At 63.6% G+C, this 23,834-nt stretch carries 25 protein-coding genes, 4 tRNA genes and 1 other RNA gene; 19 read left to right on the forward strand and 11 right to left on the reverse strand.

Annotation, left to right across the window (positions count from 1 at the left end):
• The 6 genes from VMF11_08905 to VMF11_08930 all read left to right on the forward strand — a co-directional run.
• A partial coding sequence (locus tag VMF11_08905; protein ID HTU70431.1) for a hypothetical protein occupies nt 1–227 on the forward strand: 227 nt, incomplete at its 5' end.
• Nucleotides 224–466: a hypothetical protein gene (locus VMF11_08910; protein HTU70432.1), complete on the forward strand. Its 243-nt coding sequence runs from the start codon at nt 224–226 to the stop codon at nt 464–466. The genes VMF11_08905 and VMF11_08910, both read left to right, overlap by 4 nt.
• A gap of 9 nt (nt 467–475) precedes the next feature.
• Complete coding sequence (locus VMF11_08915; GenBank protein HTU70433.1) at nt 476–838, forward strand: hypothetical protein; 363 nt, start codon at nt 476–478, stop codon at nt 836–838.
• Nucleotides 835–1,104 (forward strand): hypothetical protein, encoded by a 270-nt coding sequence (locus tag VMF11_08920; protein HTU70434.1) that lies wholly within the window; start codon nt 835–837, stop codon nt 1,102–1,104. The genes VMF11_08915 and VMF11_08920 overlap by 4 nt, the downstream gene beginning before the upstream one ends.
• 98 nt (nt 1,105–1,202) lie before the next feature.
• Nucleotides 1,203–1,279 (forward strand) — tRNA-Ile (locus tag VMF11_08925).
• Between the two features lie 138 nt (nt 1,280–1,417).
• On the forward strand, nt 1,418–1,765 hold the full coding sequence (locus tag VMF11_08930) for a hypothetical protein (GenBank protein HTU70435.1): 348 nt from the start codon (nt 1,418–1,420) through the stop codon (nt 1,763–1,765).
• Here the strand turns inward: VMF11_08930 and VMF11_08935 are convergent.
• Complete coding sequence (locus VMF11_08935) at nt 1,762–2,529, reverse strand: hypothetical protein (GenBank protein HTU70436.1); 768 nt, start codon at nt 2,527–2,529, stop codon at nt 1,762–1,764. The two genes, VMF11_08930 and VMF11_08935, sit on opposite strands and share 4 nt — an antisense overlap.
• A gap of 104 nt (nt 2,530–2,633) precedes the next feature.
• Between VMF11_08935 and VMF11_08940 the strand changes: the two genes are divergently transcribed.
• Together VMF11_08940 and VMF11_08945 are read left to right on the forward strand one after the other, a co-directional pair.
• Nucleotides 2,634–2,706, forward strand: a tRNA-Ala gene (locus tag VMF11_08940).
• Nucleotides 2,707–2,842: 136 nt separating this feature from the next.
• Nucleotides 2,843–2,918 (forward strand) — tRNA-Ala (locus tag VMF11_08945).
• A 15-nt stretch (nt 2,919–2,933) separates the two neighbouring features.
• On the opposite strand, the gene VMF11_08950 is transcribed toward VMF11_08945, so the two are convergent.
• From VMF11_08950 to VMF11_08965, 4 genes are all read right to left on the reverse strand, one after another.
• The gene (locus tag VMF11_08950) at nt 2,934–3,128 is read right to left on the reverse strand and encodes a hypothetical protein (GenBank protein HTU70437.1); all 195 of its coding nucleotides are present in this window, start codon (nt 3,126–3,128) and stop codon (nt 2,934–2,936) included.
• A 70-nt stretch (nt 3,129–3,198) separates the two neighbouring features.
• Complete coding sequence (locus VMF11_08955) at nt 3,199–4,623, reverse strand: hypothetical protein (GenBank protein HTU70438.1); 1,425 nt, start codon at nt 4,621–4,623, stop codon at nt 3,199–3,201.
• Nucleotides 4,624–4,636: 13 nt separating this feature from the next.
• Nucleotides 4,637–5,614, reverse strand: a complete 978-nt coding sequence (locus VMF11_08960) for a hypothetical protein (GenBank protein ID HTU70439.1) — start codon at nt 5,612–5,614, stop codon at nt 4,637–4,639.
• A 115-nt stretch (nt 5,615–5,729) separates the two neighbouring features.
• Nucleotides 5,730–6,377 carry a hypothetical protein gene (locus VMF11_08965; protein HTU70440.1) on the reverse strand — a complete coding sequence of 216 codons (648 nt, stop codon included), beginning with the start codon at nt 6,375–6,377 and terminating at the stop codon, nt 5,730–5,732.
• A 112-nt stretch (nt 6,378–6,489) separates the two neighbouring features.
• Between VMF11_08965 and VMF11_08970 the strand changes: the two genes are divergently transcribed.
• From VMF11_08970 to VMF11_08985, 4 genes are all read left to right on the forward strand, one after another.
• Entirely contained in the window at nt 6,490–7,326 is an 837-nt protein-coding gene (locus VMF11_08970) for a DUF4397 domain-containing protein (protein HTU70441.1), read from the forward strand.
• Nucleotides 7,327–7,351: 25 nt separating this feature from the next.
• Nucleotides 7,352–7,777, forward strand: an RNA gene (gene rnpB, locus VMF11_08975) — RNase P RNA component class A.
• A 150-nt stretch (nt 7,778–7,927) separates the two neighbouring features.
• Nucleotides 7,928–9,556: a hypothetical protein gene (locus VMF11_08980; protein HTU70442.1), complete on the forward strand. Its 1,629-nt coding sequence runs from the start codon at nt 7,928–7,930 to the stop codon at nt 9,554–9,556.
• A 14-nt stretch (nt 9,557–9,570) separates the two neighbouring features.
• Nucleotides 9,571–9,981: a hypothetical protein gene (locus VMF11_08985; protein ID HTU70443.1), complete on the forward strand. Its 411-nt coding sequence runs from the start codon at nt 9,571–9,573 to the stop codon at nt 9,979–9,981.
• On the opposite strand, the gene VMF11_08990 is transcribed toward VMF11_08985, so the two are convergent.
• Nucleotides 9,978–10,379, reverse strand: coding sequence for a DUF2203 domain-containing protein (locus VMF11_08990; protein ID HTU70444.1), 402 nt, complete (start codon nt 10,377–10,379; stop codon nt 9,978–9,980). The genes VMF11_08985 and VMF11_08990 overlap by 4 nt on opposite strands.
• Before the next feature lie 27 nt (nt 10,380–10,406).
• Between VMF11_08990 and rapZ the strand changes: the two genes are divergently transcribed.
• Both rapZ and VMF11_09000 read left to right on the forward strand, forming a co-directional pair.
• Nucleotides 10,407–11,261 (forward strand): RNase adapter RapZ, encoded by an 855-nt coding sequence (gene rapZ / locus VMF11_08995; GenBank protein ID HTU70445.1) that lies wholly within the window; start codon nt 10,407–10,409, stop codon nt 11,259–11,261.
• Nucleotide 11,262: 1 nt separating this feature from the next.
• Nucleotides 11,263–12,615 carry a YvcK family protein gene (locus VMF11_09000; GenBank protein ID HTU70446.1) on the forward strand — a complete coding sequence of 451 codons (1,353 nt, stop codon included), beginning with the start codon at nt 11,263–11,265 and terminating at the stop codon, nt 12,613–12,615.
• Here VMF11_09000 and VMF11_09005 read toward each other — a convergent pair.
• Entirely contained in the window at nt 12,581–12,928 is a 348-nt protein-coding gene (locus tag VMF11_09005) for a carboxypeptidase regulatory-like domain-containing protein (GenBank protein HTU70447.1), read from the reverse strand. The genes VMF11_09000 and VMF11_09005 overlap by 35 nt on opposite strands.
• Nucleotides 12,929–12,984: 56 nt before the next feature.
• Between VMF11_09005 and VMF11_09010 the strand changes: the two genes are divergently transcribed.
• A complete protein-coding gene (locus VMF11_09010; protein ID HTU70448.1) occupies nt 12,985–14,382 on the forward strand; it encodes a cystathionine beta-synthase in 1,398 nt (465 codons plus the stop codon).
• A gap of 1 nt (nt 14,383) precedes the next feature.
• Nucleotides 14,384–15,550, forward strand: coding sequence for a cystathionine gamma-synthase (locus VMF11_09015; protein HTU70449.1), 1,167 nt, complete (start codon nt 14,384–14,386; stop codon nt 15,548–15,550).
• Here VMF11_09015 and VMF11_09020 read toward each other — a convergent pair.
• Together VMF11_09020 and VMF11_09025 are read right to left on the reverse strand one after the other, a co-directional pair.
• Nucleotides 15,509–16,093, reverse strand: coding sequence for a hypothetical protein (locus VMF11_09020; GenBank protein HTU70450.1), 585 nt, complete (start codon nt 16,091–16,093; stop codon nt 15,509–15,511). The genes VMF11_09015 and VMF11_09020 overlap by 42 nt on opposite strands.
• Nucleotides 16,090–17,127, reverse strand: coding sequence for an alpha/beta hydrolase-fold protein (locus tag VMF11_09025; protein ID HTU70451.1), 1,038 nt, complete (start codon nt 17,125–17,127; stop codon nt 16,090–16,092). Before VMF11_09025 ends, VMF11_09020 begins: the two co-directional genes overlap by 4 nt.
• 55 nt (nt 17,128–17,182) lie before the next feature.
• Here VMF11_09025 and VMF11_09030 point away from each other — a divergent pair, with 55 nt between their 5' ends.
• The 3 genes from VMF11_09030 to VMF11_09040 all read left to right on the forward strand — a co-directional run bounded on the left by VMF11_09030 (nt 17,183) and on the right by VMF11_09040 (nt 20,404).
• Complete coding sequence (locus tag VMF11_09030) at nt 17,183–19,387, forward strand: beta-galactosidase (protein ID HTU70452.1); 2,205 nt, start codon at nt 17,183–17,185, stop codon at nt 19,385–19,387.
• Between the two features lie 9 nt (nt 19,388–19,396).
• Complete coding sequence (locus VMF11_09035) at nt 19,397–20,242, forward strand: DegV family protein (protein HTU70453.1); 846 nt, start codon at nt 19,397–19,399, stop codon at nt 20,240–20,242.
• 78 nt (nt 20,243–20,320) lie between these two features.
• Nucleotides 20,321–20,404: transfer RNA gene (locus VMF11_09040), tRNA-Leu, on the forward strand.
• Here the strand turns inward: VMF11_09040 and VMF11_09045 are convergent.
• Together VMF11_09045 and VMF11_09050 are read right to left on the reverse strand one after the other, a co-directional pair.
• Complete coding sequence (locus tag VMF11_09045; protein ID HTU70454.1) at nt 20,383–21,150, reverse strand: hypothetical protein; 768 nt, start codon at nt 21,148–21,150, stop codon at nt 20,383–20,385. The genes VMF11_09040 and VMF11_09045 overlap by 22 nt on opposite strands.
• 64 nt (nt 21,151–21,214) lie before the next feature.
• A complete protein-coding gene (locus tag VMF11_09050) occupies nt 21,215–23,728 on the reverse strand; it encodes a TonB-dependent receptor (protein HTU70455.1) in 2,514 nt (837 codons plus the stop codon).
• Nucleotides 23,729–23,834 lie beyond the last annotated feature (106 nt).

Below are 23,834 nucleotides of genomic sequence, written 5' to 3' on the forward strand. Positions count from 1 at the left end.
CGTGGGGCGACGGCCAAACGCTCGATTACGCGGATTCGGTGCTGCGTCATTACTCGCAGCTCGGGGCAAGCGCGCCGGTGCCGCTGCCGCAAGCGCCGCGCATGCATTTCCACCACCATCAACACGGTCATTGGCGTTCCGTCACGGGAACCGACGCGACGGGCCATCGCGCCGGCGGCGGCATGTCGATCGACGACTACGTCAACGGAGGCAATTCTTCATCATGAGTTTTCTGGTAAGCGCCATCACCGGCGGCGTCGAGGGCGTGCTGAGCGGCCTCACCGGCGGCTTGTCGTCATCGGGCGCATCGTCGTCCTCGATCGATCCGCTCTCGCTCGAAAGCGCGCTCAGCCAACAGTCGAGCGCGTTCACCAACATCAACACGCTCTCGTCGCTCGCGCAGTCGTCGCCGCAAAGCAACAACCTCATGTCGAGCCTGATCGACGGCGACGACGACAGCAACTAGGAGGGACAGATGAGCTTTCTCGCACCGATGCTCGAAGCGGCTGCGCCTTCGATTCTCGGGAGCCTCGCCGGCGGCGCTACGTCGAGCCTGCTCGGCAACGGACTCAGCGGCCTTTCTTCAGGCGCGATGGGCGGCTCGAACGCGAGCCTCTCCGCAATGCTCAGCGCGAACGACGCGTTCAACACCGGCCTCATGGGCCAAGAGATGGGCGCGCAAGATCAATTGGATCTGCAGGCCACGCTTTTCGACGAAGCGATGGATCAGCAATCCGAGAACATGCGCGAGATCAACTCGCTGCGCGACGCGCAGATGGCGCAGCGCAAAGCCGACGACGGCATCACCAAGAAGTTCATCCAGAGCATCAGCGAGTGATCGACGGTACATCTCTTGCGGCGCGCCCACCGCGCGCGCCGCAAGCCAAACCCGCGGCCGATCCGGCGACGGGCGCTGCCTCGGCGGCGCCCGACGACACGACCGCTCAGGAACATGCCCTCGCGCTTGCCAAGACCGCCTTCGACTTCGAAGCCGAGCAAGACGCCGAGTTCGAGCGGGAGCGCGAGGCCCTCGAAGCGCTGCTTTTGGCGCAGCTCAAAGACGAGGACGAAGTGATGAAAAAATGGATCGCCATGATCGGCTAACCATGGTACCGTCTACGTCACCCTGAGGTGCGCCGAAGGCGCCTCGAAGGGCCGGGAGGGACTTGCGGGCGTGTGCTATATTCTCACTTGTCCCCTCCGGGCCATTAGCTCAGCTGGTTAGAGCGCATGCTTGATAAGCATGAGGTCCCTGGTTCGATCCCAGGATGGCCCACCAATCGCGCCTTCGGGCGCGTTTGTTTTTCCGCCGGCGTTCGAATGGTGCGCATGGCTTATTATTGTCGGGCCCACTCTTACGTGCTACCGTGGACGCACGCCGCGTATCGTTAGAGAGACGCGGCATGGAGGTGTGAGCATGTCTCTGTACGTCATCTATCGTACGAAGAGCGGCGAGATCGTCGATCTTCAGCATGAAGCCGTTAGCGTCATCGAAGTTCCAACATCCGAAAAATTACGCGTCGGCGAGCGAATCAAGGTTGATGCAACGAGCGGCACCGTTCAACGGCAGGCGTTCCTCGACAGCACGACGGGCGGCCACACCGGGGGCGGTAGCGGCGGGAGCGGAGGAACCGGCGGCAGCGGAAGCGGCGGCGGCCCCGCCGGCGGCGGAACGACTGGCGGCGGAACGACCGGAGGCGGTGGCGGCGGTACCGGTGGAAGTGGAGGTGGTACCGGCGGAAGCGGCGGCGGCCGCGTCCGCTAGCGCGTAGCGAATAGCGTGCCCGACGGCGGCACCGAATCGAAGCGATAGTTCGAGAAATCGTATTCGGCGTCGAGCGTGCTGCGCTGGCTATAGACGCGGAATGAATACGACCAGGTGACGCGGCGCAGGACCGTGTAGCCCTCGATGTTTTCCACGTCGATCGCAAAATCGACGAGTGGATGCTCCAGATTCCAACTCTCCGTGTAGATCGAAAGAAATTCGGCAACGATCACGCGTGCGATCGCATGCGAGCGCGGATCGATCCAGATCTCCTTGAGCGCCGGCCGATCGAGCGGTGCATCGGGTATCACGATGTGAACGGCGCTGATTCCGTTTACCGTTTCGTTTCCGCGAATCTCGCAGAGGCGATAGGGCTGGTTGTGCACGTCGGCGATCGTCGGCAGCGCGAGCGGGCCGGTCGCCTCACTCAGCCAGTCGCCGCGCCGCGAGCCGTAGGGCCCGAGCACGGGCGGGCCCGGCTCGAGCCGGGTGCTCATGAACGGATGCACCCAGCGATCGTCGTCGATCGAAGCGGTCCCGTCGTCGCGGTAGGTGATATTTGCATTTGCGCGTTCGTAGCGCGCGCCGTCGTTGTTGAGGTTGACCGACTCGGCGTAACTTATGTACGCTGCGTGCGGAGCCGCGGCGTTGTGTTGGATCGCGCTATACAGCAACTGCCAGCACGCGTCGTCCGGCAGGGCGGCGGCGGTGGTGGCAAACAGGAACGCGGCCAGTAGCGCGCCGCAGAGCACCCAGCGGATCATCTCGGGAACCCCTTGTAGATGCTATCCTCTCGCTACCCCGGCGTGGTTGCAAGGGGGCAGGTGTCGCCGGTGGACTGGGACAATGAGGGATGCCGCCCGCAAACGGGGACGTAGCTCAGCTGGTAGAGCGCCTGCTTTGCAAGCAGGATGTCAGGGGTTCGAGTCCCCTCGTCTCCACAATCCTTTAGCCGCTGCGGCAACAGCGTCCGGGGGGCCGGCCGTGACGGTGATAGGGGTCGCCGCGGGATGCGGCGACTTAGTGAAATAGCTACAGGACGTGCGGTTCCAAATGCGCAGCATTTGGAAATTTCACGGGGGCATAGCTCAGCTGGTAGAGCATCACGCTGGCAGCGTGAGGGTCAGGAGTTCGAGTCTCCTTGCCTCCACCAATCGATCGCCCGTTTTTACGGGCGATTTTCTTTTCGCGGATCGCGCGCTGCGCCCCACCGCTGCATCTCCATCAGCATCGCTGACGGAGTGAACGGCGTGAAGTCTGCGGCGGTGCGGCCGGTCATGGCCACGTCAACGGAGAGGCGGGTAAGGGTAAGGAGCCGCTGCCAATCCCGCGGACGGAACCGGATCCCATCGTCGTTGAACACGCCTCGATGCTAGCAGGGCCGCAGCGCGCGAGCGTGGGCTGTTCGGCCCTACCGCATAGGGAATTATGCTCTACGAGTTGACGGTGACGGTAACCGGATTGGTAATGACCCAAGTGGCGTAGTCGTAGAGCACGAACGTGCATGTCCCCGCGTTTTCCGGCGTGATCGTGAACGGCTGCTGCCCCGTGGTCTGGTTCATGCTTCCCGCCGCTGCAACGGTCGCGTCGACAGTCGACGTATTGACCGTGTCGTAGCAGTCGCCGTCGTTCATCCCGTACGCCGATTCCGCCTCCAATGCGTATGAAGTATTAGCGCCGTAATCATAGCCGGTGACGCTCGCCGTGGTCCCCATCGCGACGGAAACGGTCGATGGAAAAGCCGCGATCGGGACGACGGAGAACGTAAGGCTAAACGTATACGGGCCCGGTGTAGCCGTAAACGGACTGGGCGGCGTTGCCGAGAGGTTATTGGCGAAGACGACGGTCGGCGGGGACGCACCGGCCGACGGTGTCGGCAAGGCGGCCACGTTCACGTTGAAAAAGAAGGCGCAGTCGTACAGATAGTCGGCGTCGGTTGCGATCGATCCCGACGATGCATACGACGTCGGGCTTGCCGAGGGCGCCGGCTCGATTCCGATCTGAATGCTCGACGTCGAGGCGGCGTAGGTAATCGGCTCGGGACTGCCGTTCACGTCGACGAAATCCTGTGGGACCGGCGAAAAGCCGGGATACGGTGTGGGAAGCGCGTCATACCACCCGCCGGCGGCGTCGGCGAACTCGACGCTCATCACGCCCGTCGTAGCGGTATTGGCGGTCACGACGACTCTTTCAGTGCTGTAGTCGTTACCAAAATTCTGCGGATCCGACGGGGGCGAAACGTAGCCTTCGCAATCGTAAAGAATTGCCGCGACCGGCCCGAGTCCAAGTGCGACCGTATTGACGCCACCGGTCGTCGTCACGGTCGTACTTCCCACCGCCAAAACATTACCGGAGCCCGACGCAAATCCCGTGCCGAATCCGGTTGTCGCGTTCACATCCGTCGGCGCGGCGTCGGTTTCGACCGCGGTGACGGTCTCTTGTGCGGCCAAGGCCGGCACCGGGATCGTGCAGAGCTCTTCGCTGCCGCCGTTCGTTTCGTTGTAGTTACTCGTTTCCACACACAACGGCGCCGAGGTCGCCAGCGAAGCGTACAACGTCTGCGCCGAGCCCGATCCGGACGGGGTGATCGTGAGCTGCAAACCCTCCGCGTCCGTCGAGACGTACATGCGGCGCGATTTTCCACGACTGGCCGAATGCTTTCCGCTGCGCGCAACGTTGCGCGGAACCAAAATCTGAACCTTGATCCCCGGTTGCGACGCCGTAGTTCCCGGCTGCGTTGCGCCGGGCGCTTGCGCGGTCGCCGGCATCGACGAGCCGCCGCCGCCGCAGGCGGCAAGCAGCGCCCCCGCCAGGAGCGTGCCGAATCCGAGTGCGAGATACGTTGTCCTGCGTTTCATCGATCGCGTCTCCCTAATGCCGCTTCCGGTCGTAAATGATGACCTGATCTTCGCCGACCGCTACCGAGATCGTCGCGGTCGCAGCGTTGCTGTCGGTGACCGTGATCGTGCACGAACCGGTCTCGTAACCGGGGGTAACGGTGAACGAAACCGCCGCGCCGGCGCTGCTCGGCGTTGCCGATGACGGGCTCACCTCGGCGACGAACGGGCTCGACGTCGGAACCGGCGAGGGACTCGGGCTCGCCGCGCAACTCGTCGACTGCGTGAAGGCGCCCGCGTAACCTACTTCGGAGACCGAGAACGTTTGCGGGGCTGGGCTGTTCACGTCGAAGACGAGCGCATCCGGCGATGCGACCGGCGTGGGAGTGGGTACCGGCGTGGGAGTGGGTGATGCGGTCGGTGATGGGGTCGGCGTCGCCGTTGCAATCGCATAGAGCGCAAACACCGCCGGCTGCGTCGGTGTGATCGGTACCGATCCCGTCGCACTTGCGAAGCTCACCACATCGCCGCTGATGGTGCCGGGGCCACTCACCGGCGCTTGCCATCCGCTGCCCGTATTGAGCGCAAGATAATACGAGTCGCCGCTCGTCACCGATGGAAGGGTAAAGGTCAAGGCCGGAATCGCGCTCAGCGTTACCGACGACGTACTCGAGAGCGTCAAATACGCGATGGGAGAGGGGCTCGGACTCGGATTCACTTCGCGTTGTTTCGCGAAGGGGGTGGTTCCCGACGGTGCGTTGACGGTGAGTGTCTCCGTAACCGACACCGCGACGTTCGCCTCGGGTAACGTTCCCGTAACGCTGATACCTTCTGTGCTAACGGTCGGCAGCGTAACCGTCGAGGTGGTCGACGTGGTGACCGTAGCAGCAGCCGGCGATACAGAAGACGCAGGGCCGGGCACGAGCCCCCGTGAGTTGCTGCACGCAGCAAGTGTCACTGCCGCGAGAAAGAGCACCGCGCAGGCGACACGAGAAAAGCCGAAGGAGCGCATGTGAGAAATTCCACCGTCCTCGGAAAGCGATTGTTCGACCACTTTTCCCGAGTCGAAGCCTTCTCCTGCGGTGAATTCGTAACCGGTGAATTAGTAACCCAGGTGCTAATCTGAGTTACGCGCCGAGATATGTGTAGCCCGCCTCCTGTGCGAGTACGATTGCAGCAACGCCTGCCGGCACGAGCACCGCGCCCGGCACGAGGTTTTGCGCCAGTTCGTCATGGATGCGAGCGGCGTCGGCTTGTTGATTCTGTGCGATCGCCTTCGCAAGCGTCGTTAGCGCGTTGTTGCAGACGATCACCGCAACGCCGCGGCGAAGAAGCGTCTCGATCGATGCATCCTCGCGACCCGCCGCGGGATTCGCTCGCAAGAACGGATTCTGAGGCGTGTGCAGCATCATCGGCAAGCCGTCCTGAGCCTGCGCCAGCACATCGAAAAGATGGAACTTCCCCCACATTGCATCGCTCAGTGCCGCGACCAGCGACGTCCCGTAGAACACGCACGCGACCCGGATCGCGCCGCGGCCTTCGTGGTACGTGTCCTCGAAGGCGTTGAGCACGTTCGCCGCATGATGCAGCGGTATACCGTAATCGACCTTCGTCGCCGCGATAAGCGTTTTATGCCGAGCGCTCTTCCGTAGGATGCTCTCGAGTTCGTGCAGGTCCAACGTGGCGGCCGCCGATGCGCGAGCAGATGCGGCCAGCATCGCGCCACCGGCACCGGCAGCAAGGAATGCGGCCCGCGTCGTCCGTGAATTCTTCATTAGAATTCCTTCAAGCCCTCGGCTGTGATCTACTGCGCCAGGGTAAGAGAGCCCGGTTGCCGGGCATGCAAGCGTGTTTTGGACGCAGGGGCCGCTGGTAAAGCGTTCCTCCATGAAGCACTCTACTCTCGGGATCGTCGCGATACTTGCGATAACACTCGCGGGATGCGGCGGCGGATCCGTCGGCAATTCGCTCGGTCTCAATAACAATCACGGTTATTTCCGCTTCGTTAACGGATCGGCGGACTCGGGCAGCGTCGACGTGTACGTCGACGGAAACAAGATCAACACCAACGGTCCGGTGGCGTACGGCGAGATGACCGGCTACGAACAAGTCGGCGTCGGTTCGCACACGATCGCCGTCGACGCCTCGGGGACGCAGACCGCAATCGCGGGCATACCGACCGCATCGCTGACACAAGGCGTGAACGGCGGCTCGTACGTCTCGCTCGTGCTGGTTGGCGAACAGCATCCAACGGTCGTCACCGATACCCCGAACATCGTCGCGTATGTCGACACACCCTACAGTACGCCGAGCGGCGGATTCGCGGTCAACTTCCACAACGCCGCGCCCGTAACCGGAACGGGCACGACCACGTTCGGCATCACCTCGGCGACCGGGACGCAGCAGCTCGGCGCGGCGCTGAACGTCGGCGGCGTCTCACAGCCGGTCGGCATTCCGAGCACGTTCATCAGTCCGAGTGAAACGGTATCGTTTACCGCGACGCCGAGCAATACCACGATCGCGGCGGTTTCGCTCACCCCCAGTCAAATCGACGCGAGCGGCTGCGCGGCGAACACGCTGCCGTGTAACAGTGGGAACCTCTCCCTCTACTTCATCGACGGTCCCGCCGCGTCGACGGCCGCGAGCGCCGGTCCGTATCCCGACGGCATCACCGCGTCGCAGACCGCGACGTTCGCCGGGCTCTTCGACGCCAACGGCCAGTAGCGGCATCATGCTATACTACGCGGGCGAAGTACGCCGGGCGATCGCGCAGGTTCTCGAAATCTGTGAGGAAAGTCCGGGCTTCATCGGGCAGGGTGCAGGATAACGTCCTGTCGGGGCAACTCGAAGGAAAGTGCCACAGAAACATACCGCCCCTTCGACAGGCTCAGGGTGACACACTCAGAGCCTGTCCAAGGAGCAAGGGTGAAATCGTGAGGTAAGAGCTCACGGAGCGCCGCGGTGACGCGCGCTCGGGTAAACCCCACCTGAAGCAAGACGCTCGATCGTTGGTCCTGAGCGGACTCGGCGCAGCCGAGTCCAGTCGAAGGGCCCGGACGGCCCGTCCGCACGAGCAATGTCGCACCGAGGCGCATGGTAACATGCGCCCCAGAGAGATGATCGCCGCGGCCCGAAAGGGCCGGCACAGAATCCGGCTTATAGGCGTACTTCGCAGCTTTAGCCCGCCTTAGCACCCGCAGGGTGCGATCGTACCGCAGCCGCGAACGCGGCGAGGAACGATCTTATAGGCGTACTTCGCAGCATTAGCCCGCCTTAGCACGTACTTCGCAGCATTCTTTCGCGCGCGCGACTAATGTAGGCGCTCATGCGCGTTGTGTGGCAGGGCTCGATGCTCGTGCTGATCGCCTTCGGTTTGTTCTGGGCGATCACATCGGTCGTGCATCCGAACATCGGCACGATGAGCGTGCCCGCTAAAGCGCGCCTCGAGCGATCGTTCGATAACGTCCTGCGGGCGTCGACCCTGCGCCCCGGCGATGCGATTACGCTCGTTCGACCCGATGGCTCACACACCGTCATCGTGGCCCGGCGCGCGCAGATCCCGCTCGCCTTGACCATTGCCATTCTCGCATCGCGTCTTTCGTTTCTGCTGGTCGCGGCGCTGATCGTTTGGCGCCGGCCCGATGATCCGGCCGCGCGCGCGCTCGCGACGTTCTTGGCCTGTTACGGTGCCGCGATGAACACCGGCGCGCCGCTCTGGGCGGGACCACCGCTCGCGCGTTTCTTTGGACTCGTCGCCGAACAATGGCTCTTCGTGATCGGCGCCGGCGGCTTCGTCCTCTTCGCCTGTCGCTTTCCCGAGCGCGCGAGATCCGGCTGGAAAGTATCGCTCGAACGCGCGGTGGCTCCGCTCGTCGCCTTTGGGCTTGCCCTCTCGCCGTTTCAAATCTATTCGGAGATCCTCCACCACGCGAGCCTCGCCGCTCGCATCGTCCTGTCCACGTTCATCGTGTATTACGCCGCGCTGCTCGTGACCGCTTTGGCGCTGCTCCTCGCCTCCTTCCGCAGCGCGGCCGGCGCCGACCGGGTACGCATGTCCTGGGTGCTGGGCGTCTTCGCATTCGGGTTTTCCGGCTTGATCGTGATGCTGCTGGTAACGAGCGCGCTCGGCACGACGCCCGCGTGGGCACAATACTTCTCGCTCACGATCGTCGCGATGCCCTTCGGTCTGGCTTACGTCATCTTGCGCCATCGCATGCTCGACATCGGCTTCGTCGTCAATCGCGCGCTGGTGTACACCGGGGTCTCGCTCATCGTGGTCGCCTCGTTCATCATCTTCGAATGGCTCGTCGGCCACGTCGTCGAGCAGAACAGCCGCGCGTCGACGATCCTCCAGCTCGGCGCGGCACTCGTTCTCGGCCTCTCGGCGCGCGCCATCCACGCGCACGTCGATCGCTGGGTGGACGACCTCTTCTTCCGCGAACGTCATGCAGCCGAAGCGGCGGTACGCAAGTTCGCGCACGAAGCGCTGCTGATCACCGAGTCGAGCGATCTCGTCGCCAAAACCGTCGAAGTCGCGCAGCAGAACATGCGACTCGACGGATGCGCGTTCTATGCCTCCCGCGAGAACCGCTACGCCGCGTTGCACTCGACCTTTTCCGATGCACCCGCGGTCGACGAGAACGACTACGCCGTTCTCGACATGCGCACGTGGCACGGGCCGGTCGAAATTCTGCGCGTGCAAACGCCGCTGCCGGGCGAACTCGCCCTTCCGATGATCGTCCGCGGCACGCTCTTGGGCTTCTTGCTTTGCGGCGAAAAAGCAAGCCACGAAGCCTTTGCCCCCGATGAGCGCGAAGCGCTCGCTTTGCTCGCCCGCGACGCCGGCATAGCGCTCGACTCCCTACGCATTCGCGCCATCGAGCGGGACTTCAATCGCCTTGCCGGGCATCGAGAGCTACCGGGCGCAACCGGCGGGTCCTCGGCCGCGTCTTAGCCAATGAAATGATCATGGACCAGCAGCGTTTTACCCCGGAAATGACCGTCGACCAAGCCTTCACCGTGCATGCCGGCGCACGGCGCGTCTTCGCCCGCTTCCATTTGGGCGGATGCTCGAATTGCGCGATCAGCGAGACGCACACGATCGGTCAGATCAGCGAGGATTACGGGATCCCGCTGCCGATGCTGCTCGACTCGCTCAACGCGCTCTTCGATCAGGGATCCTTCGCGATCGGCGACAAAGTCCGCATTCCCGACGAGATCCGCACGAAGATTCCGCAACTCGCCAACGTGCCGGAGACCGGTGAGATCACCGGCGCGGAAAACGGCGCATACACCGCCGAGTTCGGCGACGTGCGCCTCCAGGGTCTCGCCGAAGATTTTCTTCCGGTCGAGGCGCAAGCCACGAGAGCGGTAGGCTAAAGGTTCTTTCTTTCCGCGAAACCCTCGTCGAGGGCGTGCCAATACAGCACGCGCGTTTCGCCCGCTTTCCAGCAGAGATAGATCGGCTCGCCCCGCCGGGTCGACGGGAAATCGAGCAGTCCCAAGTCGAGATCCTTGACGATGCACCCGAAGGACTCGATGCGATGGATGAGCCGCACGATCTCGCTTTTGAGTTCGCCAAAACGCGGCGTCGGAAAGGGTGAGCGCAGGCCGGCCAGACGGGTCGAGCGGATCGACGACGGCGGCGGCACGCGCAGTGCCGGATCACTCTCGAGCAGCTTGATCGCAAGGTCGCGGCGCTTGGTCAGCAGTTCATCGACCAGGGGCGCCAACTTCGGAATGAGGGCGTTGGCCTTCTCGGGCGAAAAGAACTTCATGCGGCTGCAACGCTCCCTCTACCGGCCATGAGCACGGCTCGAATCGTCTTCGTGACCGGACTCTCCGGCGCCGGAAAGAGTCAGGCCATCAAGACGCTTGAAGACTTGGGCTTCTACTGCGTGGAACACCTGCCGCCGGCCGCGTTGGATGCGACGCTGCAGGCACTCGACGCCGCTCGCACGCCCGACATCGCCATCAGTCTCTACGAGCATGGCGACCCGTTGCTGGGCGACGCGCTCGCCGCCATCGAGCGTGCAGCACGCACGCGTTCCGTCGACGTCCTCTATCTCGAAGCCCGAAACGACGCCCTCGTGCGCCGCTTCAGCGAAACGCGCCGCCGCCATCCGTTCGAATCGCGCGGCTCGTTGCGCGACGCCATCGCCGCCGAACGTGCGGCGCTGCTGCCGCTGCGCGAGCGCGCGACGATGACGATCGACACGACCGTGCTCACCCATGGCGGTCTCAAGGAGCGGCTGGCCGCGGCCTTTGCTCCCAACGAGCGTGCGCAACTCGCCGTGACCATCGTTCCGTTCGGCTTCAAGTACGGGCTGCCGCTCGATCTCGATCTGCTCTTCGACGTGCGCTTTCTGCGCAATCCCAATTACGACGACGTGCTGCGCCCGCTCACGGGGCAAGATGAAGCCGTCGTGAAATTCATCGAAGATGACCCGGCATGCGCCCCGTTCGTGGCGAAGCTCAACGAGCTGATGGACTTCCTCATCCCGCGCTATATTGCGGAAGGCAAGGCTCGCTTGACGGTCGGGATCGGCTGTACCGGCGGCCGGCATCGTTCGGTCTACGTTGCGAACCGGCTCTACGATCACTTGGCCACGAACGAACGCGTCGCGCTCGCGGTCGATCCGCGCGACGTTGGGAGATAACGTGCGCCGCCGCGTCATCGCACCGCTGCAATGGCTCTTGCCGGGACTGGGCATCAAGCGCTGGGTTGTGTTGGCGGTCTTCGGGATCATGCTCGTTCTCGACGGCGTCGACCGTTGGCTCGTCGCCCAGGGTGGGAGCGGGTTCCATGTCAACGAGATCATCGACGGCATCGTCTATGATTATTTCCCACCCTCGTACCTTACATGGATCTTCGTCGGCGCGGGTTCGCTTGCAATTCTCGTCGGCGTTCGCCAGTGGCTGCAGGCGCTGGTGCACGCCGCGCGCGCAGGCGATCACGGCTTGCTCGATTCGCTGCTGGTGCGACGGCTGGAGCAAGGCTACAAAATCGTCGCCATCGGCGGCGGCACCGGTCTCTCGACCCTGCTGCGCGGGCTCAAACGGCGCACCAGCAACCTCACTGCCGTCGTAACCGTGAGCGACGACGGCGGCTCGTCGGGCCGTTTGCAGAAGGAACTCGGCGTGCTGCCGCCCGGTGACGTACGCAACTGTTTGGTCGCACTCGCGGACGACGAAGCGTTGGTCACCGATCTCTTTCGCTACCGCTTCGAGGAAGGCGAGGGCCTCATCGGTCACTCGTTCGGCAACCTGTTTCTCGCGGCGATGAGCGGCATCACCGGCAATTTCGATGCGGCAATCAAGGAATCGAGCCGCGTGCTCAACATCGTCGGGCGGGTGCTGCCGGCGACGCTGTCGATGGCGCGGCTGTGCGCCGAACTCGACGACGGCACGATCCTCGAAGGCGAGTCAAATATTCCCAAGGCCACGCGGCCGATCCGCCGCGTCTTCTTAGAGCCCGAAACCGCGGCGCCGCTCGACGAAGTGATCGAAGCGATCCGCCGCGCCGACGCGATCGTGCTCGGCCCGGGGTCGCTCTTCACCTCGATTCTGCCCAACTTCCTCATCGATCGCATCACCGCCGAAGTTTCGCGCGCGAGCGCGGTGAAAATTTACGTGTGCAACGTGATGACGCAGCCGGGTGAAACCGATCGGATGACCGCGGCCGATCACGTCGAGGCACTCTTCCGTAATGCGGGCGCGCGCGTGTGCGACTACGTGATCGTCAACGATGAGCCGCCGCGCAAACTGCTCGAAACCTACGCCGAGGAGCGGCAAGAGCCCGTCGTGCCCGACGTCGACCGGATCGAGGACATGGGACTGACCGCGGTGCGCGAGCAGATGATCAGCGAAACCGAGACCGTGCGGCACGACCCGGAAAAACTCGGAGCGACGGTGATCGACGTCATCGACCGCGCGGTCGCCGAGCGCGCGACCTACGTGAAACCCGCCCGCGCCTACACTAAGGCGGGGTCGGCTGCTGCATCGCGACGTTGAGCTGGAACGTTTTCCCCGGCTCGACCTGAACCGTAGACGAAACGTCGGCGTAACCCTTCGCTTGCACCACGTAATCGACGATGCCGCTCGGGACTTTTGCGACCTTGAACATTCCTTTGTCGTCGGTCGTTACGATGAGGACGGTATCGACGATGACCGTCGCACCGGCAATCGGCTGATGCGTCACCGAATCGGTCACGGTCCCGGCAAGCGGCGAGAATTGCGTCGCGGGCGGCAAATCGCTGTTATTGCACGCGGTCAGCGCGGACAACGCAAATGCGAATGCAGCCAGAGCGCGAGCGACCTTCCTCATTTGGCGAAATCTTCGCGCGGAAGGCCCGCTCTCCCCGGTTGCGGAAGCGCTCGCCCATGTCCCTGACCGCCTCCGACCGGGCAACCGGGCCCATCTATTGCGAAACCGCGCTCGACGCGATCGGCAACACACCCCTGGTCAAACTGAACAAAGTGACCGACGGTGCGCAGCCTCTGGTGCTGGCGAAAGTCGAGTACGTCAATCCCGGTGGAAGCGTCAAAGACCGCCCAGCGGTCGCCATGCTCGAGGCCGCCGAACGCGCGGGCCTGCTGCGACCGGGCGGAACGATCGTCGAACCGACCAGCGGTAACACCGGCTCGGGCCTGGCGATGGCGGCCGCGATTCGCGGCTATCGGTGCATCCTGGTGATGCCCGACAAGATGGCGAAGGAAAAGATCGATTTGCTCAAAGCGTACGGAGCGGAGGTCGTTGTGACACCGACCAACGTGCCGAACGATTCGGCCGAGTCCTATTACGGTGTCGCGAACCGATTGGCGTCCGAGATTCCGGGGGCGTTTCAGCCCAATCAGTTCCACAACCACGAGAACCCCGAGGCGCACTACCACACGACCGGCCCCGAAATCTGGCAGCAGACGCGCGGGACGATCACGCACTTCGTCGCCGGCATCGGTACCGGCGGCACGATCTCGGGCACGGCCCGCTATTTAAAGGATCAAAATCCGAAGATCCACGTGATCGGCGCCGATCCGGAGGGCTCGATCTACTCGGGCGATACGCCGCGCTCGTATGCGGTCGAAGGCATCGGCATGAGCTATCTGCCGGAAACCGTCGATCTCAAAGTGATCGACGAGATGGTGCGCGTGTCGGATCGTGATTCGTTTTTGATGGCGCGCCGCATCACGCGCGAAGAGGGCCTGCTCGTGGGCGGATCGTCGGGCACGGCGGCCGTCGCCGCGGTCAAGCTCGCGCGCACGCTGCCGAAAGAGGCGATCGTGGTCGTGCTCTTTCCGGATTCGGGGCGCGGCTACATGTCGAAGATTTTCAACGACGAGTGGATGATCGCCAACGGTTTCCTCTCCGAGGGCAAACGCAAAGCGACGGTCGGCGACGTGCTGCGCGGCAAAACGCCGTTGCCGCCGATGATCACGGTCAAGCCAGACGACACCGTGAAAACCGCGCTCGATTTGTTGCGCAAGTACGAGATCTCACAGTTGCCGGTCATGAAGGGCCATGAGAGCGTCGGAAGCGTCAACGACGTCGGCGTGATGCAAGCGGTCTTCGATCAGGCCGACATCCTGCATAAACCGGTCACCGAGGTCATGGGCCGGGCCTTCCCCTCGCTCGAACAGCACGAGGAAATCGAGCGCGCCTACAAACTGCTCACACTCGCCAACCCCGCGGTCGTGGTGACGGACGACGGCGAGCCGATCGGCGTACTCGCGCGCCAAGACATCATCAGCTTCCTCTCGTCCAGCATCGCCGATACGAAATAATATGAAATTCTCGACCAAGGCAATTCACGTCGGACAGGAAGCCGATCCGGCGACGGGCGCGACCATCGTGCCGATCTACCAAACCTCGACCTACACGCAGGAAGCCGTCGGAAAACACAAAGGCTTCGATTACTCTCGAACGATCAATCCGACGCGTCTCGCGCTCGAGAAGCAACTCGCCTCGCTCGAAGGCGGCGATTACGGCTATGCGTTCGCAAGCGGGATGGCGGCGACGGCCGCCGTGCTCAACCTGCTCTCCGCGGGCGATCACGCCGTCGTCACCGACGATCTCTACGGCGGAACCTATCGTCTCTTCTCGCGCGTGTTCGAACGCTACGGGCTCGAGTTCAGCTACGTCGACATGACCAACTTCGACGCCGTTCGCAGTGCGATACGGAAAAACACGAAATTGTTCTGGCTCGAGACGCCGACCAATCCGCTGCTCAAACTCATCGACATCGCCGCCATTTCATCGCTGCGCGGCGCCGGACAAATCGTCGCCGTCGACAATACGTTCGCGACGCCGTATTTTCAGCAGCCGCTCGCGCTCGGCGCGGACGTCGTGGTCCATTCGACGACCAAGTATATCGGCGGCCATTCCGACGTGGTCGGCGGGGTCGCGATCACCAGCGACGGAGCGATCGCCGAGACGATCAAGTTTCATCAGAATGCGGTCGGCGGCGTGCCCGGCCCGAGCGACGCGTGGCTCACGATGCGCGGCGCGAAGACGCTGGCACTGCGGATGCGCGCTCACGCGGCCAACGCGCAAGCCGTCGCCGAATTTCTCGAGGCACATCCGCAGGTGGCGAAGGTGTACTACCCCGGGTTGCCCTCGCACCCTCAGCACGAGCTCGCCAAACGCCAGATGAGCGGTTTCGGGGGCATGGTTTCCTTCGTGCTCAAAGGCGAGCCCGGGCGCGCGCTCGATTTTGCGCATCGGCTGCGGTACTTCAGTCTCGCCGAAAGTCTCGGCGGCGTGGAATCCTTGATTTGCCATCCCGCCCGCATGACGCACGGCTCGATTCCGAGCGACGTTCGCGAGCGGCGCGGCGTGACCGACGCCCTCTTGCGGCTCTCCGTCGGCATCGAAGACGTCGACGATTTGCTCGAGGATCTCGAACAGGCGTTAGGGCATGTTGACGGGGTACTGGACCGCGCTCACGTCTGAGAGCATCATGCGCGCGGTGGGTGCGTCGATGTTATCGCCCAGCTTCGTTTGCAAGACGATCGCAACCCCGCGCTGACCGTCGGCCCACATCAAGATGAAGAGCCGCTGAACGTCAAACCCTTCGCCCGTCGACATCGTGACGAAGATCGCCGGCATACCGTTGCGAAGCGACGTGTTCTGCTTGTCCTTGAAGAGCGCTTCCTGATACTGGCTGCGCATCTGCTCTTCGAGAACGCCGTCGAAGTCGTGGACGTCGCCCTCGTAATATTCTTGCTCGATGAAGAGGCGGCGCGGGTGATCGGGGTTGGGGTAGACCCAGCCGGCGACGAGCTCGGGATCTTCGCCGAGCTTACTGACGTCGACTTTCCGGACACCGGCCAGATAGAAGCCGGCCGGCGCTTGAAAGTGCATCGCCGGATCGTCGTAGACCATCGGATTGGGCGTCGGCGTCGGTGCGGGCGTCGGAATCTGCGCGCGCACCACTGCCGGGGATGCGATCGCTACGGCGAGCGCCAGAGAAAGAAAAACAACAGCCCGTTTCATGCGTCCTTATCGAGTACGTCGGCCAAGGCCGGGAGAGAGATTTCGTACCGGTATCCCACGTTGCGGTGGTCGTCGTCGAACTCCTCGTGCCGGACCGGGAGCCCGAGCTCGCGGATGCGCTGCGTCACCAATCGGGCGCCGACATCGAGCCCGTATTCATCGCGGCGCCCGCAGTCGAGATAACGCAAACGCAGGCGCCGCAGTTCCGCCGCGCGGCCCGGCACGCGCTCGACCGGGTCGAAGGCCAACCAGCGTGCGAACACGTCCTCGCGAAATTGCCCGCTCTCGAGCGCGAACGGCAGATCGAGATCGAACGCGTTCGCCGATCGCGGCGAATACGCGGCCGCATATCCGAGAATCTCCATCGTCGTATACTCGGCCTGCGCGCGCTTGTGCTTCTTCTCGAACGATTCGACGAATGCCGGAACGGAGAACTCGTGTTTCTCGAGCATGCGCTGCACGAGGGGGAACGACGGCGGGTACGCATAGAGGAAATACGAATCGCCGCTGTGCGAAGCAAACGCCGCGAACGTGCCGGGATACTCCATCACCAGGTGCATCGAGCCGAAGCCGCCCGACGATTTGCCCAGCACGGCGCGCCCGCCTTCGCGCGCCAGCGTACGATACGAACGATCGACGTGACCGATCACGTCGCGCACGACGTAGGTCGCGTAGTCGCCGTTGTGGACGGAGTTGACGTACTGCGAACCGCCAAGGCGCGTGAACCCATCGACGATGACCAGCAGCACCGGCGGCATGCGCCCCTCGCGCATGAGCCCGTCGGCCCACTGGACGACGTTACGCTCCCAGGGGCGCGCCGCGATCAGCGCGGGCGCGTCGCCCGTATAACCGTGGAGCACGTAGAGAACGGGATAGCGCCGCGAGCCTTGCGGGTCGTACCCGGGTGGCGTGTACACGATGATCGGGCGCTCGTGCGGATCGCCGAGCGCGTTACCGGCGAGCGCATCGCTCGCGATGCGATCGAAATGCAGCGCGCCGTGCAAACCCAGCAATTGGCCGTAACTCGTCTCCACGATGGAGCTTGCTTCGCCGCCAGGGAACGCGCATCCTGAGGAAAATGGATGCGCGATGCATCTCGCGCTCGTCCTTTGCGCGCTCCTCTGGAAAACGTGGCACACCTCGGCCGTGATCGAGCGGAACGGAACGCCGGTCTTTACCGTCGACGGCCGCCCCTTCTTCGTCTACGGCGCAGCGTTCTTCTACGAGCGCACGCCGGTCGCGCGCTGGCGTACCGATCTCGAGCGTTACCGTGCGATGGGAATCAACACCATCGATCTCTATCTGATTTGGAATTGGCACGAACCCGATCCGCACACCATCGACTTCGACGGTCACACGAATCCGCAGCGCAACCTGTACCGGCTCTTCGCGCTGATCCATCAGCTCGGATTCAAAGTCATCGTCCGGCCGGGGCCGGTGATTCGCAACGAGTGGCGCAACGGCGGTTATCCCGACTGGCTGCTCGAGCGGCCGGCCTATAACATGCCGCTGCACGACATTCTCGAGGGGCGGTATCCCGCAACCGCGACGCTGCAGAACGCGCATGCCGACGCCGCGGCGAACGAGTGGCTGCACAATCCGGTGCATTTGCACTACGCGGCTCGCTGGCTGCACGACGTGCTCACCGCGATCGAGCCTTGGTCGCATGACGTGATCGCGATCGCGCTCGACGACGATCAGGGCGCGTACCTCGACAACGACACCTACCCCGCCCCGCATTGGCACGCGTACATGAACTGGCTCAAAGCGCGCGTGCAATCGACGGTGGGTACGCGCGTCCCGCTCTTCATCAACACCTATCAAATGAAAGAGACGGCCTCGGCCCCCGTGTGGGCATGGGGCAATTGGTACCAGAGCGACGCGTATCGCATCGGCGAGCACGATATCTTGCAGCTCGCGTTCTCCTTCGGCTTGTTGCAGACGCAGGTCGGCCTGCCGGTGATGGCGAGTGAGTTTCAGGCCGGCTGGCTGCAAGGCGCCGACCAGACGTCGCCGCGCCCCTCCGCACCGCAGAACACGACGATCGCGCTGCACGAGATGCTGCACATGGGTTTACACGGCGTCGTGAACTTCCCGGTCCAAGATACGCGCAACCCGGCCGGGTACGAAGCGCCTTGGGCTAACTGGTTCTACGGTTGGGACGCCGCCCTCGACGTGAACGGCAATCCGTCGCCGCGCTACGCGCCGACCGCCGCCTTCGGCCGGTTCGTGGAGCGTTACGGTCCGCTGCTGGCGACGATGCAGCCGAAGGTCGATCGCTTCATTGCCTGGCGCGGCAACCCCGATGCGACGATCGCGCAGTTCGCGCGCTGCCGCGCGCTCGCCCTGACGTGCCGCGTGTACGACCCGCGCTATCAGCCGCACGTGCCCGCGCTGCACGGTCCCTCGAGCACCGGCGGCCTGCACGACGCGGCGCTGCTCGTCACGCCCGACGGCAGGCGCGCGCTGCTCGACATCTTCAATCCAAGTATGACAAGCGAAGTCACACCGCGAACGAGCGTGACCGTCGGCGGACGCCGTTATCCGATTGCGCCGCAGCGCATCGCGGGCGGCGGCGCGCTCGACATTCCGCTCGGCTTCACGCCGCCGCCGGCGCCGCGCGCGATTCCGCTGCCGCGTCTGACGCCGCTGCCCGTCGCCTGGCGCGCGGTCGCGCCGGGTGAGGCAATCGTCTACGCACTCGACGTCTTCCACGACGAGATGCCGACCTACGTGCTCGACAACGGCATCGTACGAATCGTCGTATCGGCGGACGCCGGCGCGCGCTCGTTCATCTATGAAGACGATCTCACCGGGAAGAACTATTTCAACTCGATCGGCGCGGCGCGCGACGATGTCGCGAACCCGCCGACGCCCTCACCACGCGATTACATCGCCGCCTACACCCACCCGATTCCGGCCGGCACGTTCAACCGCCCGTATCGCTGCCACATCGATGTGAGCGGTGCATATGCGGCGCTGACCTGTACCTATACCGCGCCGGACTTCGGGCCCAAGCCGGTGACATTCACGAAAACGTTTAGCTTGCTGCCGGACGCCGACGATTTCACCGTGACGCGGCCGATCCCGAACGGCATCACGACGACGTATTACCGACGAGGCGAATCCTGGACGATAACGGGAATCCGACAGAGCACCCCGCAAGGAGCTGCAACCGCCACCCCGATTCCGCGCGCGGCGCACGCATTGTCTACCAAGCGGGAAAGACCGCACACATCCACTTCACACCGCTTCACACCGCGCGGCGCAGGGCTCGTCTCCGCTCCAACATAAGTCGCTCGCATGGCTGTTGTAATCGTGACCGACAGCGGGTGTGACCTTACTTTAGATGAGGCGCGGAGCCTCGGCGTGGAGATCGTACCGGTTTGGATCGTCATCGGCGATACGAAGTACCGCGACTGCGTCGACTTGGAGATCGCGCGCTTCTTCGCGCTGACCGAGTCGTCGGAGGCGCTGCCGAAAACCGAATCGCCGCAAGTCGAACAATTCGCGGAAACATTCCAGCGGCTCACCGCTGCCGGGAACTCGGTCGTCGCGATCTTGCTTTCGTCACGCATCTCACAGTCGGTCGCGAACGCGACGACGGCTGCGGCACCGTTTGGTGACCGGGTGCGGATCGTCGACAGCCTCAGCTCCGCCGGCGTCGAATATCTGCTGGTCGCACGGGCGCTCGAACTTGCGCGCGGCGGTGCGACCGCAGCGACGATCGCCGACTCGCTCGATCCCGGCAAGATGAAGTCGGTCGCCTTTTTCACCGGCCCGAACGTGGGGAATCTCGGTCGTACCGGGCGTGTCGCACAATCCGTTGCGGCCCTTAGCCAAACGCTCCACGTCTACGTCGTGCTCAAGATGAACGAAAACGGCGCGATCGTGCCCGCCGGACAAAGCCGCGATGAGCCGCATGCACTCGAGATCATGGTGGATTCCGCGTTGCGTGCCCTACGCGGCAGCCGCGAGATGCGGTTCTGCGTCAGTCACGCGCGCGCTCCGGAAGCCGCGCGAGCCGCGGCCGAACTGCTGCGCGCGCGCGAGCCCGCGGCGAGCGAGGTGCCGATTCGCGAGTACACGGCGACGATTGCGTTGCATCAGGGCGTGGGCGCCGTCGGAATATACGGCATCGCGCCGTAGCAAGGAGCCCATCCGGCGGCCCCGAACCCCGCCCCGTCATCCGGAGGTGCGAGCCGTAGGCGAGCCTCGAAGGACGTGGGGGAAATGGCGGAACGGCAGACGCAGCCGCCTCAAAAGCGGCCGGGGCAACTCGTGTGGGTTCAAATCCCACTTTCCCCACCAGCGAGCATGGCGGTACGATAGAACGTTTCGCCGGCGGACGCGTCGGTGAAGCGATGGAAATGATCGAGCACTTCGGTCACCGTGCCGCGCCCTGGGATGAAGAGCACGCGTCCGACGTACGTGCTGTCGCTGCGCACAGTAGTCCAAAGGCCCGGCACCGGTTCACCGAAGGTCTCGTCGATCGTGCCGCCGGTTGCGTACTCCGGAAGAACGTTCGGCGAATAACTTAGCGCGAGAACCCTTCCGGTCGACGGGTCGATCCGCATATCGCCGCGTCCATGCTGGTTGTCGTGCACGTCACTGCTAAAACGCACGTCGACGGCATTGCCCGAGCACGCGCACGGAACGATCGCGTAGCGGTAGTCGGCAAGGTAGCGGCCATCGAACGGCTCTTTGAAAAAATCCTTGCCGGCTTCGAGATCGCGATTGTTCTGGTCGTCGCGCCGGCTGGTCTGCGCCGGGTCGAGCGGCCGCCCGTTGACGTCGATCCACAAGTAATGGATGCGCCGGTACGCGCCGTTGGTCATCAGCAGCACCGCGTCGCTGCGCTGCTCGTAGTGCGCGGGTCCGGCGCTGGCAAGAATCGTGATGTGCCGTTCGAAGACGACGGCGCCGGCACTCGTGCTAGCGGCGGTTTGCGCGGCGGCTTGAACGATCGCAGGCACGTTTGCCGCCGGCGGCGCGGCCGGTGCAAGGAGCGGCGTCGCGAGAATCGTTAGCAGGCAAACCAGTACCCGGACGTGCACGTTGCGCTTGTACCCCGTGCTCCTCCTGTCGTTCTATACCTATCGGCCTATCGCCGCATGGGACTTACGTCTTATGCGTTACGATTATTAGAAAGCGGCGACCTGGGAGCGCATAGGCAGGCGTCAGGAGCGGACCGGTGGTCTGCGGGTATGGCACGCCCCCGTTCTCTCGCGTCGTCAGGAAGTCGTAGGCGTTGGTGAGATTCTCGCCCGTCAGCGCCACGTCCAAGCCGTGCGGCAGATGCCAGGTGATCCCGGCGCGCAGCGTCGCGTACGGCGGCAAATTGAGCTCGTTGTACTGACCTTCATAGAGCAGGCCCGCGTAGTACGAAAGCCCGCTGTTCGGCTGATGTTCGATCGTCAGGTTGATCTTGTGCAGCGGAACGCCCAGATCTTGGACGTAGGGAACCACGTCGTCGGCGGCCAGCGTTGGGAACGAGACGATGTACGCGCTGTCGATATCATAATCGAGGTGCAACTGGGTCTTCGCGGTGAGCGCGTAGTCCGTTCGCAGTTCGATCCCTTCGTAAACCTCGTGCGTCACGTTCACGGGATACGTCAGGCAATTTTCCGACGTCGCTTCGGCGAGCGTAACCGATCCCGCGCAATCGCCAGGCCCGATGAAGTCGGCGACGCCGTTGTGCAGATTCGTCCGGTAGGCGTCGAGCGATACGTGAAAAGGACGCCCGTCCGGATGGAAGAGATGCTCTACGCCGACGTCCATCGAGGTCGCGCGCTCGGCCGTCGCGTTCGGATTTCCGACGCTGGCTTTTCCATCGACAACCGGAATCGCCTCGTCCGGGCCGGGCATGATAAACGTCGGCAGCTGCGGCGACTGGAACGTATTGCCGATCGAGCCCCGCACCGTCGTATCGCTGGTCGGCGTCCAGACGATGCCCAGACGCGGATCGAAGCTATACCCGAACGAGCTGTAGTCGCTGTAGTACGTGGCGAACGAGTAGTGCAGCTTGGCTGTCGGATTGACTTCGTAGCTCAAGCCGACCCACCGCTGCGTCTGCCCCAACCTCTGCACGGTCGAATCGGAATAATTGTCCGAGACCGAATCGAACGGCAGAGCGTTCGCGCCATAGCGGGTAACGGCGTCGGGCACGCCCCGCAAAACCGAATCGGCATAGATCGTGCCAAGCACGTTGTCGGTTACGAGGGCTTCGTTGGTGACCGCGAACTTGAGGTCGAGCGAGCCTTTCGGCAGCGCATGATCAAACTCGAGCGTGTCGTCGGCGATGAGATCGCGGTCGTTGTACAGGTACGGTGAGGAGCCGGCCGCTTGACCGTTCACGTCCTGGGTCACGAGCGAGGTTTGATGGCGAAAGATCGCGGTCGTCAAGGGCGTTCCGTCGAGCGCGCGCTGCAGCGGAAGCTCGAGATCGAGCCCGTACGCGTCGTTGTTCGAAGACACCGAAGAACCGCCGGCGTTGTCGAATTGTTCGGTGGTGTTCGGCAACCCGGTATTCGGAATCGTGCAATCCCCGGGAGCGCAGGTCGACGACAGCACGGCCGAGAGATCGCGGTAGACCGCCTGATTGTGAAACGAGATGCCGGCAAACCCGCCATTTCCGAACTGATAGCGGAGGTTCGCGAGCGTCGAGCTTGCCGTCATGTCGTTGCCGATCGGCGACGTGCCGACACTGCTGCCGTTGTTGTCCGACGTATTCGGGAAGGGCGTGTTATCGAGCTGACCCGCCGAATCGTAGCGGTGAAACGAGAGCGCGTAGCCGAAGCGTTGATCGCTCCCGGTTGCTTCTAACGTACCGTTCTCGGTACCGAAGGAGCCGAACGAAAAACGCTCGAGCGCATGTTCCTGTGTCGTCGGCTGCAGCGTGACGACGTTGAGCGCTCCGCCGAGCGTATTGGGGCCGTAGAGCGCGGAGGGGGCGATGCCGTAAACGATCTGGATGTCCTGCAGATCCGCCGGATCGAGCAGCGAAAGATCGAAATCGCCGGTGTTTCCGTTGTTGACTTGATGCCCGTCGACGTCGACCAATGTCTCGCTGGGATCGGGACCGCGCAATGCGACGACCGCGGGAGCGTTGAGTCCGCCGCCGAGAATCGGATACACGGTCGTCGATAGTTCGGATTCGAGAATGTCGCTGGTACGCTCGACACCCTGTGCCGCGTAGGCTTGCGCGTTCACGTTCACGCTCGGCACCGATGAGGTCGAGAGCAACGGCGCACCGTTGCTGGTGACGTCGACGATCGTCGTGAGCGCGCCGACTTGCTGTTTCGGGAGCGCAAATCGCACTTCGAGCGTTCGCCCGCCGCCGATCGTCACCGTCCGGCCCGCGACCGTTTCATATCCACGCGCATAGACGGAGATCGTGTACGTTCCGGGCGGCTCAGCGGCAAAGATGAATTGGCCGTTCTTGTCGCTGCGAACCGTCGCGCCCGGACCGTCACCGCGAAGCTGCACGATCGCGCCGGCAATGAGCGCGCCGTCCGAACTCGCCACCGTTCCGACGATCGCCGGACTCGCGTCGGCCAGGGCGCGTCCTGCCGGCAGCAGGGCGAGGACGCACAGCGCGATGGCTAAGGCGGCCGGGTGGCGGTGATGCAGCATTGGACCCCGTTTCCGAACGAGAAGTAGGTGTACAAAATAGTATAATTAGTCTTTCCTAATCTGCAAGCCACCCAAGTCGGGATCCCAAACCGAGCAGGCCTCTCCT

It is taken from the genome of Candidatus Baltobacteraceae bacterium, assembly GCA_035502855.1.
Classification (GTDB): domain Bacteria; phylum Vulcanimicrobiota; class Vulcanimicrobiia; order Vulcanimicrobiales; family Vulcanimicrobiaceae; genus Aquilonibacter.